Genomic DNA, 4,898 nt, shown 5'->3' on the forward strand with positions numbered 1-4,898 from the left:
CAATGGTGGTCCGGCGGTGTCCTACTCTCCCACACCGTCCCCGGTGCAGTACCATCGGCGCTGTCAGGCTTAGCTTCCGGGTTCGGAATGTGACCGGGCGTTTCCCTGACGCTATGACCGCCGTAACAATATCGAGATCTTGTCGAACCCGGGCCAACCCACAACTTGGTGGGTGGTGGTGGTTCGTGTCTCGGGAACCGTACAGTGGACGCGTAACATCTTCGTGGCTTGTGTTGTTCAAGTTGTCGGCTTATTAGTACCGGTCAGCTCCACACATTGCTGTGCTTCCACGTCCGGCCTATCAACCCAGTAGTCTAGCTGGGAGCCTCTCACCCACGAGGGGCATGGAAACCTCATCTTGAAGTGTGCTTCCCGCTTAGATGCTTTCAGCGGTTATCACGTCCGAACGTAGCTAATCAGCGGTGCCCTTGGCAGGACAACTGACACACCAGAGGTTCGTCCATCCCGGTCCTCTCGTACTAGGGACAGCTCTTCTCAAGTTTCCTCCGCGCGCAGCGGATAGGGACCGAACTGTCTCACGACGTTCTAAACCCAGCTCGCGTACCGCTTTAATGGGCGAACAGCCCAACCCTTGGGACCGACTCCAGCCCCAGGATGCGACGAGCCGACATCGAGGTGCCAAACCATGCCGTCGATATGAGCTCTTGGGCAGGATCAGCCTGTTATCCCCGGGGTACCTTTTATCCGTTGAGCGACGGCGCTTCCACAAGCCACCGTCGGGTCACTAGTCCCGACTTTCGTCTCTGCTCGACATGTCTGTCTCACAGTCAAGCTCCCTTGTGCACTTACACTCGACACCTGATTACCAACCAGGCTGAGGGAACCTTTGGGCGCCTCCGTTACCTTTTGGGAGGCAACCGCCCCAGTTAAACTACCCACCAGGCACTGTCCCTGATCCGGATCACGGACCGAGGTTAGACATCCAGAACGACCAGAGTGGTATTTCAACGATGACTCCACGGACACTGGCGTGCCCGCTTCACAGTCTCCCACCTATCCTACACAAGCCGTACCGAACACCAATACCAAGCTATAGTAAAGGTCCCGGGGTCTTTCCGTCCTGCTGCGCGTAACGAGCATCTTTACTCGTAGTGCAATTTCGCCGAGTTCGTGGTTGAGACAGTGGAGAAGTCGTTACGCCATTCGTGCAGGTCGGAACTTACCCGACAAGGAATTTCGCTACCTTAGGATGGTTATAGTTACCACCGCCGTTTACTGGCGCTTAAGTTCAGAGCTTCGCCGCACACGTGCGACTGACCCGTCCCCTTAACGTTCCAGCACCGGGCAGGCGTCAGTCCGTATACATCGTCTTGCGACTTCGCACGGACCTGTGTTTTTAGTAAACAGTCGCTTCTCCCTGGTCTCTGCGGCCCTCCGTGCCAACCCGCGAAGGGGTCTCACACGTCGGGCCCCCCTTCTCCCGAAGTTACGGGGGCATTTTGCCGAGTTCCTTAACCACGATTCACTCGATCGCCTTGGTATTCTCTACCTGACCACCTGGGTCGGTTTGGGGTACGGGCGGCTCGGACCTCGCTAGGAACTTTTCTAGGCAGCATAGGATCACCCTTCTTCCCGCATACACGGTCACCATCAAGCCTCGGACAACTGATGGGGCGGATTTACCTCTCCCCGGTCCTGCGCTCTTGGACGTGGACAACCATCGCCACGCGGAGGCTACCTTCCTGCGTCCTTCCATCGCTTACCTACTACACGCTCGGGTCGCGCGTTCCACCGCCGCTCACCAACCCCCCCGAAAGGGGGCAGGGTCTGCGACGGCTTCAGGCGCTTAGCATCACGTGATTCGGTACTGGGCGGTCCTTCGCCGGTTCCGGAATATCAACCGGATGTCCATCGACTACGCCTGTCGGCCTCGCCTTAGGTCCCGACTTACCCAGGGCAGATTAGCTTGACCCTGGAAACCTTGGTCATTCGGCGGAAGAGTTTCTCACTCTTCTTTCGCTACTCATGCCTGCATTCTCACTCGTGCCGCGTCCACACCTCGATCACTCGGATGCTTCTCCCGCGGCACGACGCTCCCCTACCCAACGACACGCCTGGACCCACCCCACGAGGGGACGGGCCGAGCGAATATGTCGTTGCCACAGCTTCGGTGGTGTGCTTGAGCCCCGCTACATTGTCGGCGCGGAATCACTTGACCAGTGAGCTATTACGCACTCTTTCAAGGGTGGCTGCTTCTAAGCCAACCTCCTGGTTGTCTTCGCAACTCCACATCCTTTCCCACTTAGCACACGCTTAGGGACCTTAGCTGGTGATCTGGGCTGTTTCCCTCTCGACTACGAAGCTTATCCCCCGCAGTCTCACTGCCATGCTCTCACTTACCGGCATTCGGAGTTTGGCTGACGTCAGTAACCCGGTGGGGCCCATCAGCCATCCAGTAGCTCTACCTCCGGCAAGAAACACATGACGCTGCACCTAAATGCATTTCGGGGAGAACCAGCTATCACGGAGTTTGATTGGCCTTTCACCCCTACCCACAGCTCATCCCCTCAGTTTTCAACCTAAGTGGGTTCGGGCCTCCACGCGGTCTTACCCGCGCTTCACCCTGGCCATGGGTAGATCACTCCGCTTCGGGTCTAGACCCAGCGACTCATACGCCCTGTTCGGACTCGCTTTCGCTACGGCTACCCCGCACGGGTTAACCTCGCCACTGAGCACTAACTCGCAGGCTCATTCTTCAAAAGGCACGCCGTCACCAGCCCACGGGCCGGCTCCGACGGATTGTAGGCACACGGTTTCAGGAACTATTTCACTCCCCTCCCGGGGTACTTTTCACCTTTCCCTCACGGTACTTGTCCGCTATCGGTCACCAGGGAATATTTAGGCTTGGCAGGTGGTCCTGCCAGATTCGTACGGGATTTCTCGGGCCCCGTACTACTTGGGACGTGCGATACGGAGTCGAGAACATTTCGGCTACCGGGGTCTCACCGTCTGTGCCAGGCCTTCCCAGACCTTTCGCCTATGAACTCGATTTCTTACTCCGCACCGGCGTGGTAGCACCGGTACACACACTCCCACAACCCCCCCAGCTGCAACCCCTACCAGGTGATCACACAGCTGAGGTTTGGCCTCGTCCGCTTTCGCTCGCCACTACTCACGGAATCACATGTTGTTTTCTCTTCCTGCGGGTACTGAGATGTTTCACTTCCCCGCGTTCCCTCCACGCACCCTATATATTCAGGTACGGGTGACTGGAGATGAGTCCAGCCGGGTTTCCCCATTCGGAAATCCTCGGATCAAAGTCTGGTTATCGACTCCCCGAGGCTTATCGCAGATTCCCACGTCCTTCTTCGGTTCCTGGTGCCAAGGCATCCACCGTGCGCCCTTGTAAACTTGAAACAAAATAAAGCCACAAAGATGCTCGCGTCCACTGTACAGTTCTCAACACACGACCAGGCCAACCCCAGGCAAACGCTCCCGCCACACACACCACCCAGCAACAGCTGGACGACGCGGGTACGGACAGCACCCAGGGCCCCGGCACTCCAGAGGCCCGGCACCACCCACCCCCCGTGCACGCACGAAGGACACAGGTGGGGCCCGATCCCTCAGGACCCAACAACGTGTCAGCACCACCCCCGACCCCACCCAGGCAGACCCTTCCACACCCACCCCCACACGAGGAGGCAGGTCGTACTAGGCCACCGGGACAGGACACCGGGAACGGCGACGGAATACTGATGTTCCACCCGAGCACCCGCCGTGGGACGAACGCCCACGCAACGGGAACCAGACACCGGCCGCCCACCCCGAACCGGGACGGGCACCAGGTGCCAAGATGCTCCTTAGAAAGGAGGTGATCCAGCCGCACCTTCCGGTACGGCTACCTTGTTACGACTTAGTCCCAATCACCAGTCCCACCTTCGACGGCTCCCTCCCACAAGGGGTTGGGCCACCGGCTTCGGGTGTTACCGACTTTCGTGACTTGACGGGCGGTGTGTACAAGGCCCGGGAACGTATTCACCGCAGCGTTGCTGATCTGCGATTACTAGCGACTCCGACTTCATGGGGTCGAGTTGCAGACCCCAATCCGAACTGAGACCAGCTTTAAGGGATTCGCTCCACCTCACGGTTTCGCAGCCCTCTGTACCGGCCATTGTAGCATGCGTGAAGCCCAAGACGTAAGGGGCATGATGATTTGACGTCATCCCCACCTTCCTCCGAGTTGACCCCGGCAGTCTCCTATGAGTCCCCACCATCACGTGCTGGCAACATAGAACGAGGGTTGCGCTCGTTGCGGGACTTAACCCAACATCTCACGACACGAGCTGACGACAACCATGCACCACCTGTGTACCGACCTTGCGGGGCCCCCATCTCTGGGAGTTTCCGGTACATGTCAAGCCTTGGTAAGGTTCTTCGCGTTGCATCGAATTAATCCGCATGCTCCGCCGCTTGTGCGGGCCCCCGTCAATTCCTTTGAGTTTTAGCCTTGCGGCCGTACTCCCCAGGCGGGGCGCTTAATGCGTTAGCTGCGGCACGGACCCCGTGGAATGGGACCCACACCTAGCGCCCAACGTTTACGGCGTGGACTACCAGGGTATCTAATCCTGTTCGCTCCCCACGCTTTCGCTTCTCAGCGTCAGTAGTGGCCCAGAGACCTGCCTTCGCCATCGGTGTTCCTCCTGATATCTGCGCATTCCACCGCTACACCAGGAATTCCAGTCTCCCCTACCACACTCTAGCCTGCCCGTACCCACTGCAGACCCGGGGTTAAGCCCCGGGCTTTCACAGCAGACGCGACAAACCGCCTACAAGCTCTTTACGCCCAATAATTCCGGACAACGCTCGCACCCTACGTATTACCGCGGCTGCTGGCACGTAGTTAGCCGGTGCTTCTTCTGCTCCTACCGTCACCC

General features: G+C 58.5%; 3 rRNA genes. All 3 read right to left on the reverse strand.

Going from position 1 to position 4,898, the window contains the following annotated elements:
- Window positions 1-8: 8 nt before the first annotated feature.
- Window positions 9-125: ribosomal RNA gene (rrf, locus tag BJF81_RS11710) — 5S ribosomal RNA — on the reverse strand.
- 108 nt (window positions 126-233) lie between these two features.
- Window positions 234-3,378, reverse strand: a 23S ribosomal RNA gene (locus BJF81_RS11715).
- A gap of 450 nt (window positions 3,379-3,828) precedes the next feature.
- Window positions 3,829-4,898 (reverse strand): 16S ribosomal RNA (locus BJF81_RS11720); the annotation flags it as partial.

Origin of the sequence: Ornithinimicrobium sp. CNJ-824 (genome assembly GCF_001942405.1) — a bacterium.
Taxonomy (GTDB): Bacteria; Actinomycetota; Actinomycetes; order Actinomycetales; family Dermatophilaceae; genus Ornithinicoccus; species Ornithinicoccus kibberensis.